This window comes from Vibrio sp. 1249-1, from assembly GCF_033340495.1.
On sequence record NZ_JAWOWJ010000796.1, the window covers coordinates 1 to 603 of the forward strand.

General features: G+C 47.1%; 1 protein-coding gene. It reads right to left on the bottom strand.

What is annotated here, in order from left to right; translation table 11 throughout:
• On the bottom strand, positions 1 to 557 hold a 557-nt coding region (locus R7Z50_RS28965; protein ID WP_318149942.1), incomplete at its 3' end, for an MIP/aquaporin family protein.
• Positions 558 to 603: the final 46 nt, after the last annotated feature.

Sequence of the window (603 nt, forward strand, 5' to 3'; positions counted from 1 at the left end):
CCAATCAATAATGGGTTCATCGCGCCACGAGCGGCACCGTTGTTTTCATCACCCAGAGCCAAAATGGCAAACATTAATACAGCTGTAATGACGAATTCCACAGCAAATGCGCCAAAGAAAGAAAGAGAAGCGTGTGGGTAAGTTGAGAAAATACCAGCCGTTGCAAGGGCGTCTTGGCTGCTACGTACAAAGTTGTGTGCGATTTCGTAATCGGTGAAAAGGTTGCTGTACAAGCTGTAAACCAAAGCGGCAGAGAAAAATGCACCTAACATCTGAGCGATGATGTACGGAACCACTTTCGCTTTATCGAAACCATGAAACATCGCTAATGCAATGGTCACGGCTGGGTTGATGTGTGCGCCTGAAACGCCGGCAGTACAGTAGATCGCGATGGAGACACCTAAGCCCCATACAATACTGATTTCCCATTGTCCAAAAGATGCGCCTGTTAACACTAAGGCTGCGACGCAGCCAACGCCGAAGAAGATGAGTAGTCCTGTACCGATGAACTCGGCCAAACATTCTCCGAGCAGAGAGGGGTGTTTGTTGGTTGTCATGTTGAGAGTCCTATAGTTATTTTTGCTTATCTAGCACGATAGTATT